The organism is Ruminococcus sp. NATIVEDY161, assembly GCF_045819895.1.
GTDB lineage: Bacteria > Bacillota > Clostridia > Oscillospirales > Acutalibacteraceae > Ruminococcoides.
The window spans coordinates 1,672,120-1,688,925 of record NZ_CP162392.1 but is presented as its reverse complement, the minus strand read 5'-3'; the positions used below and the strand labels follow the sequence as shown (position 1 = coordinate 1,688,925).

Sequence of the window (16,806 nt, the reverse complement as noted above, 5' to 3'; positions counted from 1 at the left end):
ATATCAAAAATTACAGCATTACAAGTCTTTTTTAGAAATATTGTAATGATTTTTTAGGAAAATAACGTTATTATTAACAAAAGTATTTCTTTCCGTTTTGTCATTTTGCCTCGGAGATATTGCCGGTAAATTATTAAAGCGACGGCAAACAGGGCGTTTACCGCATAAACACGGCGCTTTGGGCAAATAAGGCTTGACAACGGCGCGTTTTGAATGTAAAATTTCTATTGTATACTATTTAAATATAGAAACGAGGTACGTTTATGGAGAACTCCAAAAAGACAATGGAAAAAATCGTTGCGCTCTGCAAGGGCAGAGGCTTTGTATATCCCGGCTCTGAGATTTACGGCGGACTCGCCAATACCTGGGATTACGGTCCGCTCGGTATGGCGCTTAAAAACAACATCAAGCAGGCTTGGCTTAAAAAGTTTGTGCAGGAGAACAAGTACAACGTTGGTCTTGACTCCGCAATTCTTATGAACCCCCAGACCTGGATCGCCTCGGGACATCTGGGCGGATTTTCCGATCCGCTGATGGACTGCAAGGAGTGCAAAACCCGTCACCGCGCCGACAATCTTATCGAGGACTTTGACGGCACAAGCGTTGCAGGCTGGACAAATCAGCAGATGACCGACTATATTAATGAAAAGCAGATTCCCTGCCCCAACTGCGGAAAGCACAACTTTACCGATATCCGCCAGTTTAACCTGATGTTTAAGACCTTCCAGGGCGTTACCGAGGACACCAAAAACGAGCTGTACCTCCGCCCCGAGACCGCGCAGGGTATTTTTGTAAACTTCCAGAATATTCAGAGAACCACACGTAAAAAAGTTCCGTTCGGCGTTGCGCAGATCGGTAAATCGTTCAGAAACGAGATTACTCCCGGCAACTTCATCTTCCGTGTGCGCGAATTTGAGCAGATGGAGCTTGAGTTCTTCTGCAAGCCCGACACCGATTTGGAGTGGTTCGATTACTGGAGAAGCTTCTGCCGCGACTTCCTCTATTCGCTCGGAATTAAAGAGGAGAACCTCAGACTCCGCGACCACGAGAAGGAGGAGCTCAGCTTCTACTCCAAGGCGACTACCGACTTTGAGTACCTCTTCCCCTTCGGCTGGGGCGAGCTTTGGGGTATTGCCGACAGAACCGACTACGACCTCACCCAGCACAGCAAGACCTGCGGTAAGGACCTCGATTACTTTGACCCGACCACAAACGAGAGATATATCCCCTACGTTATCGAGCCTTCGCTCGGCGTAGAAAGACTTTTCCTCTCGATCGTTGTTGAGGCTTATGACGAGGAGCAGATTGACGAGAAGGATTCGCGCGTTGTTATGCGCTTCCACCCGGCTCTTGCTCCGTTTAAGGCAGCGGTGCTTCCGCTCTCTAAGAAGCTCAGCGACAAGGCTGCCGAGGTTCAGGAAATGCTCGCCAAGGACTTTATGGTTGACTTTGACGAGACAGGCTCAATCGGCAAGCGTTACCGCCGTCAGGATGAAATCGGCACGCCGTTCTGCGTTACCTACGACTTTGAGTCGGTTGACGACGGCTGCGTAACCGTCCGCGACCGAGACACAATGCAGCAGGAGCGCGTTAAGATTGAAGAACTCAGCGCGTATATTGCGGAGAAGGTAAAATATTAATTGAAAATTGATAATTGATAATGGAAAATTTCGGTCGGGAACATAAGCCGGTTTTATTTGATAAACCGATTCCCGAATGAATCAATATTGTGCGGAATTTTAATTTGCACGCCATTTTTAAGCCTCCCCCGAAACTCAATATTTGAGTGTCGGGGGAGGCTTTAAATGTACTTTAATAGTAATGCCTGCTTCATTCAAGCAGGCATTTTTCCTTATTACTTATTACTTAAACAACCTTACCAGCTCGTCCTTATGCTCCATAACGCAGTCGTAGCCTTCTTGGATTGTGAGGGAGAAGTTTTCCATTGAGAAAATCGCAGTGTTGCTGTTTTTTATCTGCACGCAGTAGTCCGCCAGCTTCATCGACTCGCGCGTTTTGTCGATTGAATAGAGGTCAAGCGCTCTCCACACGACCTTCATCAGTCCGTCAAGTCCGGTTTCGGGCGTATACGCCGATACATCAAAGCCGATGGCAAGCACCTTGCCCACGCCCATATCCTTTAGCACCTGAACCGGCAGGTTGTCCTTTGAGCCGCCGTCGATAAAGTTGTAGCCCTTATAATTGCAGGTGGTGTAAATTCCCGGGAAGGTCATACTCGCCCTGACCGCGAGCTCGAGCGGAGCGCCGTGGATATAGTGGATATGCTCACGATGGATGTCCTCTTTTTCGGTCGTGAAAATGCACTCGTCCATGGTGTAGGTGTCGTTTGTGCAAATTGAGAGGTTAACCGGCAGATTTTCAAAGCCGATTATGCCCTTTGAATCCATCGCCTCGCGGATTACGTTCGAGATTACCTCGCCGTCCTTAAGTCCGTCCTTGTCGGTCTTTTTGTTAAATTTAAGCGTGGCAAGCTGGGTGACAATCGGAATCGGGCTGAAGTCCGACAGAACCTCCCAGTAACGCTCGGCAAAGTCGGTCATCTCCCTCGCGTTACAGCCCATGGCAACAAGCGCCGCCATAGCAGAGCCCGAGCTTGTGCCAGAGACATACTGCGGAAACAGTCCGAGCTCGTGCAAAGCCCTGACCGCTCCGATATGGGCGATTCCTTGCAGGCCGCCTCCCGAAAAGGCAACGCCGAAGGCATTTTTTCTGTCAGATTTATCCATAACTTCCCCCTTATTTGTAGAACCTGTAAACGTTACAATAGGATTCTGTCTCTACAAAATAGTCGTACCAGTTATAAAATTCGTCAAAGCTGTAGTCAGCCTGAATCAGCTCAGCGTTTTTGAGCTGAGTGTTCTGCTTGATGTAGTCAATCACCTTTTGCTTGTCCGCAAGGCGCGAGATATATACCGTAACCTCGTCGAGCGATTTAAGCTCGGAATCCTTTGAAATCCGCGTAATGCTGTCGGCCTTTGTCTGGTCAAAGTTGCCGGTGTTCATATAAGCGTCGGCAAAGGCGGTGATTTTTCCGTTGGTAATTACTCCGCGCTTAGTTGCGAAGTCCTCAAGCTCCGCACCGAGAGTCGGAGACATATCCGAGGTCTGAACAATCATGGTGTCTTCATAGAGCATAAACTTGTCAATGCACTTGTTCCATTCGAGCATATCCGTGCCGACAAACAGGCAGTTTTTCGTCTGCGGATTGTAGAGGCTTGTCTTGCCGTAGAGGTAGTACGGAGTTACAAACACAAAGCCGAGAGCGCTTGCAAGCATCACGCTGACGGGGAGAATCGCCCTGACCTTGCTGTTGTTGAAAAGGCTGAAAATCCTGATGAACGCGAAGATGTACATCATCGAAATCAGCGGAAGCGCCGCCATAACGTAGCGGTCGCTGTTGAACGGCGAGAGCATTGCGATTATGAAGAAGTACGCCAGCCCCGGAACAACGACAAAGAGCGATTTGGGCGGAAGCTTGCGTTTCTTTACAAAGCGGAAGAAAATTCCGAAACCGATTGCCAAAAGCGTGCAAAGTCCGAGCAGCCAAGCCTGACCGAGGAACAAATCCTTTGCCAAAATCTGAATGTACGTGCCGAGCTTGTACGCAAAATACGTCACAATCGTGATAGCGTCAATCGAGATATTCAGCGAACCGAGTCCGCGGTTGCCGCCGAGCACGTTTTCTATTATAAACGGGTAGACAATCAGCGCGATTGCCGCGCCGATAAAGGCGGTTATTATATATAATATAAGCGACTTTGCGTTTTTGCGCTTGATTTGCAAAATCAGGAACACAAGTCCGGTTAGTCCGGCGCACATTATGAAGTAGTACTGCGTTAAAATTCCGAGGATTACGATCGGCAAAAGCGGTATGAATTCGAAGAATTTGACATACCTGCCGCGGTCGAAAAGCTTGATTGTCAGGTAGATAAACGCCAGCACAAACATTGTGAGGGTGGCGTACATTCTCAGGTAAATCGTCGTGGTAATGCACGCTATGCTGAACGCATACCCCCCTATCGCGATGAGCGCGTAGAGGTTGTTGTCCGTGACGCGCTTGCCGATATTGAACAGCAAAATCAGCGAAATCGTCATCATCACCAGGTTGACGGCGTAGGCGAGCCACTTGTTGAACATATTTGGGAACAACGAGCAGACCGTGTGCACCAGCGCGTAATAAAACGGCGGATGCGATGCATCGATAATCTGGTTTTGATAAACCTGCGCGTAATCAAAGAGGTGCGGCTCGGTCGCGGCGAGGTATTCGTTAAAGTCCTCGGGCGAGTTCCAGCCCTCGGTATTGAGCTGTTTTGAGGAGTTAGCGAGGTTGTAGGTCAACAGCTCGTCCTCGTGATAGCCCTGCTTTGTGAACATAAAAGCCGTGCTGATACCCAGGCTGATTATTATAATCAGCGCTAAAATAATGTTGGCAGTTTTGTTGCTTAGCTTCATAATATCTTCCTCTACCGCAGTGTATTGTACTGTTTTAAATATAGCAGTGCGCCGTCGCGATGTCAAGATTAATCGGTAAAAAAATGACTTCATTTGCTTTTTTTGCAGGGGCAAGTTTCCGTTAGGGCAATGTTGTCAACTTAGTTTTTTGTAGGGGCGGACTGAAATGTCCGCCCGCGAGAACCTTACGTTTGTTCACGCTGAAAAACTTGATAGGACATAAAACTTAAATTGAACGCTCTCGGGAGCACACATAGGTGCTCCCCTACAATGTCAAGGATAAGTATGCAATAATCTCTTAAGTTGACAATATTTCCCTAACAGGGGAATTCCCCGAAAACAAGCGTTGGGGGGAGGCTTTAAATCTGTGTTCTGCAAAAAAAGCAGCGGCAGCCGAAAGACTGCCACTACTGTTAATTGTTAATTATTAATCGTTAAATCAAGCCTCTGCTTTTGCTTCCTCGGCAGGTGCTTCCTCTACCTTGGCTTCTTCGGTCTTAACTTCCTCAGCCTTGGTTTCCTCAGCCTTTACTTCCTCTGCCTTGGGAGCGGTTTCGGCTTTCTTTTTTCTGCCGCGCTTTTTGGGAACGGGCATTTCCTTTACGAGCTTATAGTAGCAAACGCCGAGCGGCGGAAGTGTAAGCACAATGTGATAATCGAGCTCGTGATCCTTCTCGTTCTTAGCCTTGATGTCGCCGGGGTTGCCGATTCCTGTGCCGCCGAACTCCTCAGCCTCGGAGTTGAATACCTCCTGATATACGCCGTAAACCGGAACGCCTACGCGGTAGTTCTCACGGGTAACGGGCTGGAAGTTACATACGCAGAGGATTTCGCTGCCGTCCTCGGCAATACGTCTGAACGAGATAACGCTGTTCTGATAGTCGTCGAGAGCTACCCACTGGAAACCGTTCCAGTCATAGTCGTTCTCGTGCATAGCCGGTGTGTCGCGGTAGAACTTATTGGCAGCCTTGAAGAAGTCGTTAAGCTGACGGTGCTTGTCGTAGCTTAACAGATTCCACTGGAGCTGCTCGTTGGCGTTCCATTCGTCAAACTGGCCGATTTCGCTGCCCATAAACATCAGCTTCTTGCCGGGGTGAGCCATCATGTATGACACAAAGCCCCTTACACCCTGGAACTTCTGGTCGTAGTCGCCGGGCATTTTATTGATAAGAGAGCCCTTGCCGTAAACTACCTCGTCGTGCGAGATAGGCAGCATAAAGTTCTCGGAGAACGCATAAACCATGCTGAAGGTCAGCGTGTCGTGGTGGTAATTTCTCCACAGCGGATCAAGGCTGATGTAGCTGAGCATATCGTTCATCCAGCCCATGTTCCACTTATAGTCAAAGCCGAGTCCGAGGCCCTCGATCGGGTAGCGTGTAACGCTCGGCCAAGCTGTGCTTTCCTCAGCAATCATCATTACGTCGGGATGGAACATATGAACAACGTTGTTGAGCTTCTGGATAAAGTCAACGGCAACGAGGTTCTCACGTCCGCCGTAAGCGTTGGCAATCCACTCGCCGTCCTTACGGTTGTAGTCGAGGTAAAGCATTGAGGCAACGGCGTCAACGCGGATGCCGTCGATATGGTACTTCTCAATCCAGAACATAGCGGAAGAAACGAGGAAGCTTGTTACCTCGTAACGGCCGTAGTTGAAGATGTATGTGCCCCACTCCTTGTGCTCACCGATTCTCCAGTCCTCATACTCATAGCAGCCTGTGCCGTCAAAGCGGCCGAGACCGTGAGCGTCCTTGGGGAAGTGAGCAGGAACCCAGTCGAGGATAACGCCGATGCCCTCCTGGTGGCAGCGGTCGATAAGGTACATCAAGTCCTTGGGCTCGCCGTAACGCGAGGTAGCGGCAAAGTAGCCTGTAACCTGATAGCCCCAGCTTCCGTCAAACGGATACTCGGTAAGCGGCATAAACTCAATGTGGGTGTAGCCCATCTCTTTAACGTAGGGCACGAGCTCGTCAGCCAGCTTGCGGTAGCTGAACTGGTTGCCGTCCTCAAACTTGCGCCATGAGCCTGCGTTCATCTCATAAACGTTGATAGGCTGCTTATGGTGCGGATGCTCCTTTTTATAGTCATACCATTCGCTGTCGTTCCACTCGTAGCCGTCGATGTAGTAAACGCGCGAGGCGTTGTCGGGACGGGTCTCGCAGTGGAAGGCGTAGGGATCGGTCTTCATAAGGCGGTCGTTCCACGGTGTTTCTACACAGTATTTATAGCACGCAAACTCCCAAACTCCCTCAATAAACAGCTCCCATACTCCCGAGTCGGAAATACGGTACATATAGTTTGCGTCGGGGTTCCAGTCGTTAAAATCACCTACTACGGAAACCGACTTTGCGTTAGGCGCCCAAACTCTGAAAACAACGCCGCCGCGGTTGTCCCAGGTTACAAAGTGCGAACCTAAAAATTCATAAGCTCTTGTTGACTCTCCCTGCAGGAATTGTTCAAGGGGAGGTCTGGTGTCATTAAGTGAATATGCCATACTATACCTCTTTTCTTGTGTTATAGGTAAATCTCTCTATTTATTAAATAGTTTTCCAATTTACTATTAATATTATTATAATACATTTTAACAAATATACAAGAGGATTTTTGGAATTTCTGTAAATAATTTTGGGCAAAACAGGAAATTTAACTGATTTTTTCGTTATTTTGCACTATTTGACTTGATAATTTTTGTGAGGTAGTCAGCTCCGCAGGGCTTTACCTTTTCATAAGCAAGCGCGGCGGTGTCGGTTGCGCGAATGTCAGCCGCCAAAAGCTCTGCGGTATCCGAACCTAAATCCTCAGCCTTAGCCGCCGAGGTGATGACCTTTCCGATACAGGCTTTAAGCATTTTCCCGCCTTCGTCCGTAAAACCGAGCACGCGCGCATAGTCCGCGGTTTTTGTTTGAAGCTCCTCTGTAATGCCGAGCAGAGCGCAGGTCAGAATTCTGCAAATCCTTGAGCGCGTATAGCGCTTTGTCTTGACCTCGCCAATGACTTCCTCAGCCGTGCCGAACTTCCTCGCCGCTGACAAAATGCGGTTTTCAAGCCCCTCGCCCACCTCGGGAAGTGCCCTGAGCTGTTCGGCGTTCATATTCCTCAGCTTGTAAAGCAGCGCTCTGTCGAGCTTTTCGGGGTAGGTAATCTCACTCGGAACATAAGGCAAAAGCCCGTCCGCGCCTTCGCCGCTCCTGAGCAGCTTTCTGATATATGAAGCGCTGGCGTAGATACCGTCGGCGCCGTCGCTGTCGTGCTCCGCGCCTGCTCTTTTAATCGGCAAGGGCTTAATGTCAGTGCCCCTAAGCGCCCTGATGTACTCAACCGCGAGGATGTTGTTAGGCTTTGTCAGCACATCTGCAACCTCGCCGCCGCAAACCTGCCTGACTGCATATTCATACGCTTTAGGGTAGTAGCTGCCGCTGTTCATCTGCTCAGCGATTATCGCGTTTACCTCGGGATTTTCCCCTGCGAATGCGGCGGTTTTAAGCAAATCTATATCGTCGTCCTCACAGCCGAAGGCGAGGTAATTTACACAGCCGAACATTTTTGAAATATTCACTCCGCCGCGCGCGAACCTCTCCGCGCAGGAAACTGCGTATACGGCAGGCAGCTCGGCAACTAAATCAACGCCGCTTTTAAGCGCCGCCTCCGCACGCTCGAACTTTGAGCAGAGCGCAACCTCGCCGCGCTGGGTAAAGCTTCCGCTCATCACGGCGAGCACCGGTTCTCCCGTCAGCTCCTTTGCTTTGCCGAGCAAAAAACGGTGTCCGTTGTGAAAAGGATTGAATTCGCAAATGACCGCAACCGCCATAAAACAGCCCCTCCGACCTTAATTCTATGATAAAAAAGTGATAAAATTTGCATTTTCTTGCAAAAAACTCTTGAAAACACCGATATAATAATGTATCATAGTATAGTGTATTTGTAATAATTATACAATATGATTGTTCGTAAATCAACAAAATGAAGGGATGAATTAAATGAAAGTTTTAGTTATCAACGCCGGAAGCTCGTCGCTTAAGTATCAGCTTATTGATATGACAGACGAGAGCGTACTGGCTAAGGGCAACTGCGAAAGAATCGGCACGGACGGTGCGTTTATCGGCTTTAAGACCGACGACGGTCAGAAGATTGAACGCAAAACCGAGATGAAGAACCACACTCAGGCATTTGAGGCTGTTAAGAACGCTCTTATCGACCCCGAGTACGGCGCAATCAAGGATTTGAGCGAGGTTGCCGCAATCGGCCACCGCATAGTACAGGGCGGCGCTTACTTTGATCATTCCGTTCTTATCGACGCCGACGTTCTCGGCAAAATCGAGGAGCTCTCTCCCCTTGCACCCCTGCACAACCCTGCCCACATCCAGGGTATCAACGCCTGCACCGAGGTTTTCGGCAAGGACGTTCCGCAGGTAGCTGTTTTTGATACCGCGTTCCACCAGACAATGCCCGAAAAGGCATATATGTACGCCGTTCCCTATGAGTATTACGAGAAGCTCGGCGTTAGAAAATACGGCTTCCACGGCACATCGCACCGCTATGTAAGCGCAAAGATGGCTGAGATTATGGGCAAGCCGATTGAGGATTTAAAAATTATTACCTGCCACATCGGCAACGGTTCGTCAATCACCGCTATCGACGGCGGCAAGGTTATTGACACCACAATGGGACTTACTCCGCTGGGCGGCTTTATGATGGGCACACGCTCAGGCTCGCTCGACCCCTCGGTTGTTACCTTTATCGCTGAGAAAGAGGGCTTTACCGCGGCTGAGATGTCCGACCTGCTCAACAAAAAGTCAGGTCTTTTGGGTGTTTCGGGCATTTCGTCCGACGACCGCGACGTTACCGCGGCTGAAAAAGAGGGCAACCACAGAGCGGCTCTTGCTCACCAGATGCTCTACTACCAGATCGCGCAGTACATCGGCAGCTTTTACGTAGCTCTCGGCGGCTGCGACGCTATTGTATTCACCGCAGGCTTGGGCGAAAACCAGCCTTGCCTTAGAGAAGGCGTTTGCAACTACCTCGAGTGCCTCGGCGTTAAGCTTGACAAGGACGTTAACAACGCCACGATCCACGGCAGACAGGGCAAGCTGACCACCGACGATTCCAAAATCCGCGTTGAGCTTATCGCTACCGACGAGGAAATGGTTATCGCGAGAGATACAAAGGCTATTGTTGAGAGCCTGTAATTTAACATAATAAATCACCGCCTTGCTTTTTATCGGCAAGGCGGTCTTTTTTGCGCAAAAATCCCCGAAGCAGATGATTATTCCGCTTCGGGGATATTTTATTATTGCTTAAACTAATTCCTGATAGAAAGTAGACTTATATTTTGCGAAGATATTTTTCGCAAGACAAGGCGGAGGACGCCGCAAGGCTGGCGCCTTGCAAGGACAACAACGCAGTATTGCGGAAAATAGTCCGCAAAGATTGTCTACTTTTTATTAGGTATTAGTATTAAACCTGTGCATACCGTTCAAATCCGTCTGAACGATACAGCCTGTTGTGCAGACCCTTGCGCAGATACCGAAATCGGGGCAGTCGTTGCACTTTTCGTAGTCGATAACGGCAACATTGTGCTGAACAGTAATTGCGCCTAACGGACAGGCGCGCTCGCACTTTTTGCAGCCGATACAGCCACGCGAGCAGACCTTGCGCGTCTCGACGCCCTTGTCCTTATTGGAACATTCCACAACGACGCGCTCTACGTCGGCGACGAGCGAAATCAAATGGTTCGGGCAAGCCTTGGCGCAAACTCCGCAGCCGATACACTGGCGCGTATTGATCCGCGCGATTCCGTTTTCAATGCAAATCGCGCCGTGCGGACAAGCCCTTTGGCAGTCGCCCAAGCCCAGACAGCCGTAGGTGCAGCTGCCCTTTCCGCCGTACAAAAGCTTTGCGGCGGCGCAGGTTTCGATTCCCTGATACTCAACCTTATCCTGAGTATGTTCGCAGTCGCCCGAGCAGTGAACAACCGCCACCTGCTCAACAACGTCCTCAAACTCCACGCCCAAAACCTCGCTGAGCTGTTTTGCAACACCGTCGGCGCCGGGAATACAGAGGTTTGTCGGCACGCTGCCGTCCTCGCAGAGCGCCTTTGCGTAGCCGTCGCAGCCTGCATAGCCGCAGGCTCCGCAGTTGGCTCCGGGCAAACATTCCCTAACCTTCGGGAACCGCTCGTCCTCCTTGACCGCCATAATTTTTGAGGCGACAACGAGCACCGCGGCGCAGATTACGCCGATAATCACGACGGGGATTACCGCCGTTAAAATTTCAGTCATTTACCGCACCTCCCTTACGCAAACAGGTTCTCGATAACTCCGCCGAAGCCGAGAAACGAGAGAGAGGTGATTGCCGCCGCTACCAAAGTAACCGGCAGGCCTTTAAAGCTCTTGGGAACGTCGCTGCCCTCGATTACCGAGCGCACTCCCGAGAACATTACCATAGCGAGGAAAAATCCCAAGCCGCTGCCGAGCGAGTTAACCATCGACTGTGCAAAGCCCCACCAGAAGGTTGTCGTCTCGGTAACGGGGTAATCCTGAACGTTGAGGATTGTAACGCCGAGAACCGCGCAGTTTGTGGTGATAAGCGGCAAATACACGCCGAGGCTCTTGTGCAGCGACGGAATATAGCGCTTTAATATGATTTCCACAAGCTGAACCAGCGCGGCGATTACGAGGATAAATACGATTGTCTGCAAAAAGCCGAGGTTGTTGGGCTCGAGCAGATAGAACTGAATCGGGTAGGTAACAGCCGTCGAGAGCAGCATTACGAAGATCACCGCAAGGCTCATACCCGTTGCGGAGTCGAGCTTTTTTGAAACGCCCAAAAACGGACAAATCCCCAAAAACCGCGACAGCACATAGTTGTTGATGAATACCGCTGAGAGCAGTATGATGATAAGCTTAGTCATTAGCGGCAGCCTCCTTTGCAGGCGGGTTGCAGCTTACTTTTCCGCAGATTTCCGCCGAGGGACAGCCTGCGCAGCCGAATTCCTTTTTCTTGGGCTTATTTGCGGAGAACTTATTGACCGCCGCAATCAGCAGACCGAATACAAAGAAGCCTCCGGGCGCCATTGTAAGAATTGAAATGTGGTTGTCGCTGAGCACCGGAATTGACATTCCCATAAACGTGCCGTTGCCGAAAACCTCGCGGACTGTCGCCATCAGCACAAGCGCCAGCGTAAAGCCTGCGCCCATTCCGAGACCGTCAACGGCGGAATCGAACACCTTGTTTTTGTTCGCGAACATCTCGGCTCTGCCGAGGATAATGCAGTTTACAACGATGAGCGGCAGGTAAATTCCGAGCGATTTGTCGAGCGCCGGAGCAAACGCCTTTACGAGCATTTGAACCGCGGTTACGAAGCCTGCAATCAGCACGATGTAGCACGGAATACGAACCTTGTCGGGGATAATCTTGCGCAGAGCGGAGATTACGATGTTTGAGCAGAGCAGAACCACCGTTGCCGCCGCGCCCATTCCGAGTGCGTTAGTAACGCTCGTCGAGGTGGCGAGCGTAGGGCAGGTTCCCAGAACAAGCACCAGAACAGGGTTTTCCTTAATCAAACCCTTTGAAAAATTTTGCAGTGTGTTCAATTACTTCGCCTCCTTTGCAAGCTCATACGCCTCAAATGCGCCGTCAAGCGCCTTTTTGTATGCCTTTGATGAGATTGTCGCGCCCGTCACGGCGTCAACCTCCGAATAATTGTCAGCGGTTTTTCCGTAGAAGTTTTCGCGGTAGCCCGAGTTGTCCTCAACAACCTTCGAGCCGATTCCGCTCGTCTCCTTGTGCGAAAGCGTCGAAATTCCGGCAACGCTTCCGTCGGCGTTAACGCCGCAGATAAGCTTGATTTCTCCGCCGTAGCCCTTTGTGCTGAGCATAAACACATATCCGCCGTTGTCAGCGATATACGCCTCGGTCACGCCCTCGGGGAGCTCAATGCTTACGGCTTCAAAGCTTTTCGCCCCGGGCATAACCTCCATTTTTGCCTGCTCGGCAGCCGCTTCCTCAGCCGCGGAGATAATTGGCGAGGTTACGAGGTTGATGTAAGCGAGCACTGCGGTTACTACCAAACAGATTCCGGCGAGCACCGCAATCGGCTTGATTATATCCTTCACTGCTTACCACCCCCAATCAAGGGCTTTGAGCGCGTCAGCTTGGAGATATACGGCGTTAAAATATTCATAATCAAAATTGAGTAGCTTACGCCCTCGGGGTAGTTGCCCCAGAAGCGGATTAAAATTGTGATAAGTCCGCAGCCGATGCCGAAGATGATTTTGCCCCACTTTGTGGACGGCGTTGTCGCGTAGTCGGTCGCCATAAAGAACGCCGCGAGCATTAGTCCGCCCGAGAGAAGCTGACCGAGCACATCCTTGCCGCAGATAAGCGACATTACCGCGACGGTTCCGAGGAACGCCACGGGCGTGTGCCAGCTTATAACACGCTTAATCAGCAAATAAATTCCGCCGATGATAAGCGCCAAGGCGCAGGTTTCTCCGAGAGAGCCGCCGTGGTTGCCGAGGAACAAATCTAAGTACGACGGCATTGCCGCACCCTTTGCCTCAGCCGCCAAGGGCGTTGCCGAAGCAATCGCGTCAACGTCGGTGAAAAATCCCGACGGTGAAACCCATTTTGTCATTGTTCCGGAGAACGCCACAAGCATAATAATTCTCGCGGTGATGGCAGGGTTGGCGAAGTTCTGGCCGATTCCGCCGAAGAGCTGTTTTACGACGATAATCGCGGCAACGCTGCCGATTACCGCCTGCCAAACCGGTATGGTCACAGGCAGGTTGAACGCAAGTAAAATTCCCGTTACAACCGCCGAAAAGTCTGAAATTGTGTTTTCACGCTTGCAGAGCTTTTCAAAGAGATACTCCGAGAGCACGCAGGTGAGAACGCAAACGCCGATTACGAGCATTGAGCGCCAGCCGAAAATAATTACCGAGGCTATCGCCGCAGGGCAGAGCGCGATGATTACGTCGAGCATAATCCCTTGAGAGGTGCGCGGCGTGTGAAAATGCGGCGACACCGATGAAATCAACTTATTCATCACTTGCCCTCCTTTTTAGCCTGATTAACCCTTAACAGCGCCTTTGCAAGCTTGTTTGTCTGCACAAGCGGACGGTGAGCCGGACAGATGTACGAGCAGCAGCCGCACTCCATACACAGGTCAACGTGCAAGGTCTGCAAATCCTCGACAGAGCCGAGCTTGTAGGCGCGAGCAATCTCCCTCGGGTCAAGCCTTAACGGACAGTGGTTAAGGCACGCTCCGCAGCGTATGCAGGGCGTGGTCTTTGGGGGAGTTGCTTCCTTTATATCCATCGCGGTAATTGCGTTGGTGTTTTTTAAAATAGGTGAATCGAGCGACGGCACGGCAAGTCCCATCATCGGTCCGCCGTAGAGCGCCTTTGCTACCTCGCTTTTTGTTCCGCCCGATTGCTCGAGCACATCTGCAATCGACATACCGATCGGCGCGATAACATTCTTAGGCTCTTTTACCGCCGAGCCGTCAACGGTTACGCACTTGTTTACAAGCGGCATACCCGTTTTAAGGTAATTGCCGATAAACGCGAGCGTGGTTACGTTGATAACGATAACGCCTACGTCAAGCGGCAGTCCGCCCTTGGGGATGATTTTTCCGACGGTGTTGAAAACAAGCACCTTTTCGCCGCCCTGAGGGTAGGACGACGGCAGAACCTTCACCTCTACGCCTTCGCTCTGCGAGGCAAGCTCCTGCATTTTCTTAATCGCCCCGGGCTTGTTCTTCTCTATTCCGATAATAAAGCGGTTGGGATGTAAATATTTTTTTACCGCTTCGATTCCGCTCATAATGTCGCCGCTCTTATCGAGCATTGTGCGCGTGTCCGAGGTTATGTACGGCTCGCACTCCGCGGCGTTGATAACAACCGCGTCGAGCTTGCTCAAATCCTTTACGCTGAGCTTTACAAAGGTAGGAAAGCCCGCTCCGCCGAGTCCGACCGCGCCGCTCTGCCTTACCGCCTCGGTAAAGCTGTCCAAGTCATGAACCTCCGGCGGCTTTACGCCCTCAAAAACAGCCTGCTCGCCGTCGGTATCAATTACAACGCACTGACCTTTGGCGCCGTTTGAAAGCGTCATTTCCTCGATTTTCGCGACGGTTCCCGAAACGCTCGAGTGAACAGGGGCGGATATAAAACCGTCAGCCTCGCCTATGAGCTGGCCGACCTTTACCGTATCTCCGCGCTTAACCGCAACCTTTGCCGGCTTGCCGATGTGCATTGACATCGGAATTCGCACCGTTTCGGGCACGCTGAGCCTGACAGGAACGCAGTTTGCCGTATTCTTTTTATGAGGCACTTTAATTCCGTGTAGCTTCATTAATATTCCTCCATTTATAGATGACAGATAAAATGCCATATATAAAATATCATATCACATTTTTTGAGTTTTTCCAATAGGATTTATTAAATTCGTTTTGGTATTATATGTTGCAAATGCAAAGTTTTAGTGGTAGAATAGTATGGTATCTCTGATTATTGGATTTTAGGTAGATTTGATATGAAACGTTATCTTGAAAATATTAAGGCAAAGCATTTTTCCCAGCTCCACGACAAAATTTTGTTTTCGGGGCTTTCGGACAGCGAAATTTACACCTTTATACAGTGCGCAAAGCCGTACTATATCTCGCTCGAGGCAGGGCAGATTGTCACGCTCGACAAAAGCTACTCGTATATGATAAGCGTTGTGGTGTCGGGCGACGTGCTGATAAGCAGTACCGACATTGAGGGCAACAAAACGCTGATTAAGAGCATTACCGAGGGCGAGAGCAGCGGCTCGCTGTACTCTATCCTCGACTATCGCAACGCGCTTGTCGAGATTGAAGCGAGGGACGACAGCGAGGTTATACTGATTGACCCCGACTCGCTGTTTGTCACTGACGAAAAAATCGCCGTAATTCAGCAAAAAATGCTCGTAAACCTGATACACTCACAGCGCGGACTGTTTGACCATCTGTCAAAGCGGATGTACTGCCTTACCCAGCGCAGTATCAGGGACAAGATTATAAAGTACCTCGGCTTTTGCAGCGAGCAGGCACACAGCAATAGGTTTGATATTCCGCTGTCGCGCGAGGATTTGGCAGGCTACCTCGCGGTTGACCGCGCGTCGCTTTCACGCTCGCTCGGAGAGCTTAAAAGGGAAAAAGTCATTGACTTTAACAAAAATCACTTTATAATATTAGACGAAAATTATTTTAAGTAATCCGCCGTCACGGCAGGTTATATTGCAAAAATTCAGGCAGGTATTTATGATAAAGAGAACTTTTAAAAGAGCTTTCAAGGACAGCCTTCCGGTGCTGGCAGGCTATCTTGCGCTCGGAGTGGGCTTCGGCGTACTCTTGCAGAGCAAGGGCTACAGCTTTTGGTGGGCAATCCTTATGAGCTGTACAATGTTTGCAGGCTCGGGACAGTACGCAGGCGTTGACTTTTTGGCAAGCGGCGCTTCTATCGTCACGACCGCGGTAATGACGTTCATTATAAACGCAAGGCACTTTTTCTACGGCTTTTCGCTGCTCGACAAGTACAAGGGCACGGGATGGTTTAAGCCGTACTTAATCTTCGGGCTTACCGACGAAACATACTCTATCGTATGCTCGGCGGAGCTTGACGACAGCATTGACCGCAAAAAATACTATTTGTTTTTAACCGCGCTCGACCACTGCTACTGGATAACCGGCTGTACGCTCGGCGCAGTGCTCGGTGAGATTTTGCCGTTTTCAAACGAGGGCATCGGCTACTCGATGACCGCGCTGTTCATCGTAATTATGGTTGAGCAGTGGCTCAGCACAAAGGAGCATTTGCCGGTAATTCTCGGCGTTGTAACGACAATTGTATGCCTTGTGATTTTCGGCGCGGATTTGTTTATTATTCCGGCTATGGTGCTGATTGCGTTTGAGCTTGTAATATTCAGGAAGAAGCTCGACAAAACCGGCGCTTCCGGCGGAGAGGAGGCGCAGAGCGGTGATTGATACCAAATATTCGCTTATTTTGGTCGCGGTAATGGCGGCGGTCACGATGTTCGTGAGGTTTTTGCCGTTTTTGTGCTTTCCCGAGGGAAGAAAAAGACCTAAGGTTGTTACATATTTAGGCACTGTTCTGCCATATGCTGTTATCGGAATGCTTGTGGTTTACTGCTTTAAGGATGTGTCGTTCTTCAAGTACCCCTACTGTATTCCCGAGCTGCTCGCAGGCGCGCTTGTGGCAGGTCTGCACATCTGGCGCAGGAACACTTTGCTCAGCGTTTTTGCAGGCGTTGCGTTTTATATGGTGCTGGTGCAGCTTGTATTCTGATAAAAAGGTGATT

General features: G+C 50.3%; 15 protein-coding genes. 5 read left to right on the top strand and 10 right to left on the bottom strand.

Features of this window, described 5'->3' with window-relative positions:
* Positions 1-263: 263 nt before the first annotated feature.
* Positions 264-1,640, top strand: a complete 1,377-nt coding sequence (locus AB1I50_RS08040; protein WP_407723528.1) for a glycine--tRNA ligase — start codon at positions 264-266, stop codon at positions 1,638-1,640.
* A 222-nt stretch (positions 1,641-1,862) separates the two neighbouring features.
* Here AB1I50_RS08040 and AB1I50_RS08035 read toward each other — a convergent pair whose 3' ends face one another.
* The 4 genes from AB1I50_RS08035 to AB1I50_RS08020 all read right to left on the bottom strand — a co-directional run bounded on the left by AB1I50_RS08035 (position 1,863) and on the right by AB1I50_RS08020 (position 8,278).
* Entirely contained in the window at positions 1,863-2,747 is an 885-nt protein-coding gene (locus AB1I50_RS08035) for a patatin-like phospholipase family protein (RefSeq protein WP_407723527.1), read from the bottom strand.
* Between the two features lie 10 nt (positions 2,748-2,757).
* Positions 2,758-4,473: a hypothetical protein gene (locus tag AB1I50_RS08030; protein WP_407723526.1), complete on the bottom strand. Its 1,716-nt coding sequence runs from the start codon at positions 4,471-4,473 to the stop codon at positions 2,758-2,760.
* A gap of 439 nt (positions 4,474-4,912) precedes the next feature.
* Complete coding sequence (gene glgB / locus AB1I50_RS08025) at positions 4,913-6,964, bottom strand: 1,4-alpha-glucan branching protein GlgB (protein ID WP_407723525.1); 2,052 nt, start codon at positions 6,962-6,964, stop codon at positions 4,913-4,915.
* A 165-nt stretch (positions 6,965-7,129) separates the two neighbouring features.
* Positions 7,130-8,278, bottom strand: a complete 1,149-nt coding sequence (locus AB1I50_RS08020) for a tRNA(Met) cytidine acetate ligase (protein WP_407723524.1) — start codon at positions 8,276-8,278, stop codon at positions 7,130-7,132.
* 169 nt (positions 8,279-8,447) lie between these two features.
* On the opposite strand from AB1I50_RS08020, the gene AB1I50_RS08015 reads away from it, so the two are divergent.
* On the top strand, positions 8,448-9,656 hold the full coding sequence (locus AB1I50_RS08015) for an acetate/propionate family kinase (RefSeq protein ID WP_407723523.1): 1,209 nt from the start codon (positions 8,448-8,450) through the stop codon (positions 9,654-9,656).
* A gap of 255 nt (positions 9,657-9,911) precedes the next feature.
* On the opposite strand, the gene AB1I50_RS08010 is transcribed toward AB1I50_RS08015, so the two are convergent.
* Genes AB1I50_RS08010 through rsxC form a run of 6 tightly spaced genes read right to left on the bottom strand, consistent with a single transcriptional unit; the run spans position 9,912 to position 14,823 of the window.
* A complete protein-coding gene (locus AB1I50_RS08010) occupies positions 9,912-10,748 on the bottom strand; it encodes an RnfABCDGE type electron transport complex subunit B (RefSeq protein ID WP_407723522.1) in 837 nt (278 codons plus the stop codon).
* Between the two features lie 14 nt (positions 10,749-10,762).
* Positions 10,763-11,380 (bottom strand): electron transport complex protein RnfA, encoded by a 618-nt coding sequence (locus AB1I50_RS08005; protein ID WP_407723521.1) that lies wholly within the window; start codon positions 11,378-11,380, stop codon positions 10,763-10,765.
* Complete coding sequence (gene rsxE / locus AB1I50_RS08000) at positions 11,373-12,062, bottom strand: electron transport complex subunit RsxE (RefSeq protein ID WP_407723520.1); 690 nt, start codon at positions 12,060-12,062, stop codon at positions 11,373-11,375. The genes AB1I50_RS08005 and rsxE overlap by 8 nt, the downstream gene beginning before the upstream one ends.
* Positions 12,063-12,584 (bottom strand): RnfABCDGE type electron transport complex subunit G, encoded by a 522-nt coding sequence (locus AB1I50_RS07995; protein WP_407723519.1) that lies wholly within the window; start codon positions 12,582-12,584, stop codon positions 12,063-12,065. It lies immediately after the preceding gene.
* Positions 12,581-13,516, bottom strand: a complete 936-nt coding sequence (locus AB1I50_RS07990; protein WP_407723518.1) for an RnfABCDGE type electron transport complex subunit D — start codon at positions 13,514-13,516, stop codon at positions 12,581-12,583. Before AB1I50_RS07990 ends, AB1I50_RS07995 begins: the two co-directional genes overlap by 4 nt.
* Positions 13,516-14,823: an electron transport complex subunit RsxC gene (rsxC, locus tag AB1I50_RS07985; protein ID WP_407723517.1), complete on the bottom strand. Its 1,308-nt coding sequence runs from the start codon at positions 14,821-14,823 to the stop codon at positions 13,516-13,518. The genes AB1I50_RS07990 and rsxC overlap by 1 nt, the downstream gene beginning before the upstream one ends.
* A 180-nt stretch (positions 14,824-15,003) precedes the next feature.
* On the opposite strand from rsxC, the gene AB1I50_RS07980 reads away from it, so the two are divergent.
* From AB1I50_RS07980 to AB1I50_RS07970, 3 genes are read left to right on the top strand one after another with little or no spacing between them, the layout of a single operon-like run.
* Positions 15,004-15,705 carry a Crp/Fnr family transcriptional regulator gene (locus AB1I50_RS07980; protein WP_407723516.1) on the top strand — a complete coding sequence of 234 codons (702 nt, stop codon included), beginning with the start codon at positions 15,004-15,006 and terminating at the stop codon, positions 15,703-15,705.
* Between the two features lie 46 nt (positions 15,706-15,751).
* The gene (locus tag AB1I50_RS07975) at positions 15,752-16,471 is read left to right on the top strand and encodes an AzlC family ABC transporter permease (RefSeq protein ID WP_407723515.1); all 720 of its coding nucleotides are present in this window, start codon (positions 15,752-15,754) and stop codon (positions 16,469-16,471) included.
* Positions 16,464-16,793, top strand: coding sequence for a branched-chain amino acid transporter permease (locus AB1I50_RS07970; protein ID WP_407723514.1), 330 nt, complete (start codon positions 16,464-16,466; stop codon positions 16,791-16,793). Before AB1I50_RS07975 ends, AB1I50_RS07970 begins: the two co-directional genes overlap by 8 nt.
* The last annotated feature ends 13 nt before the right edge of the window (positions 16,794-16,806 follow it).